Consider the following 1,225-nt stretch of genomic DNA (forward strand, 5'->3'; position numbering starts at 1 on the left):
GTGCTGGCAAACAAGGATAAGGGTTGCGCTCGTTGCGGGACTTAACCCAACATTTCACAACACGAGCTGACGACAGCCATGCAGCACCTGTCTTAGAGTTCCCGAAGGCACACCTGCGTCTCCGCTGGCTTCTCTAGATGTCAAGAGTAGGTAAGGTTCTTCGCGTTGCATCGAATTAAACCACATGCTCCACCGCTTGTGCGGGCCCCCGTCAATTCATTTGAGTTTTAATCTTGCGACCGTACTCCCCAGGCGGTCTACTTAACGCGTTAGCTCCGAAAGCCACGGCTCAAGGCCACAACCTCCAAGTAGACATCGTTTACGGCGTGGACTACCAGGGTATCTAATCCTGTTTGCTCCCCACGCTTTCGCATCTGAGTGTCAGTATCTGTCCAGGGGGCCGCCTTCGCCACTGGTATTCCTTCAGATCTCTACGCATTTCACCGCTACACCTGAAATTCTACCCCCCTCTACAGTACTCTAGTCCGCCAGTTTCAAATGCAGTTCCGAGGTTGAGCCTCGGGCTTTCACATCTGACTTAACGAACCACCTGCATGCGCTTTACGCCCAGTAATTCCGATTAACGCTCGCACCCTCCGTATTACCGCGGCTGCTGGCACGGAGTTAGCCGGTGCTTCTTCTGTCGCTAACGTCAAATCCATACGCTATTAACGCATGAACCTTCCTCACGACTGAAAGTACTTTACAACCCGAAGGCCTTCTTCATACACGCGGCATGGCTGCATCAGGCTTGCGCCCATTGTGCAATATTCCCCACTGCTGCCTCCCGTAGGAGTCTGGACCGTGTCTCAGTTCCAGTGTGGCTGATCATCCTCTCAGACCAGCTAGGGATCGTCGCCTTGGTGAGCCATTACCTCACCAACTAGCTAATCCCACCTGGGCATATCCTGACGCGAGAGGCCCGAAGGTCCCCCTCTTTGGCCCGAAGGCATTATGCGGTATTAGCCATCGTTTCCAATGGTTATCCCCCACATCAGGGCAATTTCCCAGGCATTACTCACCCGTCCGCCGCTCGACGCCCAACAAATCACCCGAAGGGTCAATGTTGTCGTTTCCGCTCGACTTGCATGTGTTAGGCCTGCCGCCAGCGTTCAATCTGAGCCATGATCAAACTCTTCAATTTAAGATTTTGTCGGCTCAATGAATACTGACTTCAAAACTGTCCCTTACTTAAAAAGTAAGAAGTAATTTTAAAGCTATTATC

1 rRNA gene is annotated in these 1,225 nt (G+C 52.1%); it reads right to left on the reverse strand.

Going from position 1 to position 1,225, the window contains the following annotated elements:
* Nucleotides 1-1,144 (reverse strand): 16S ribosomal RNA (locus M9196_RS23215); the annotation flags it as partial.
* Nucleotides 1,145-1,225: the final 81 nt, after the last annotated feature.

This window comes from Vibrio methylphosphonaticus (genome assembly GCF_023634655.1).
Lineage (GTDB): Bacteria > Pseudomonadota > Gammaproteobacteria > Enterobacterales > Vibrionaceae > Vibrio > Vibrio methylphosphonaticus.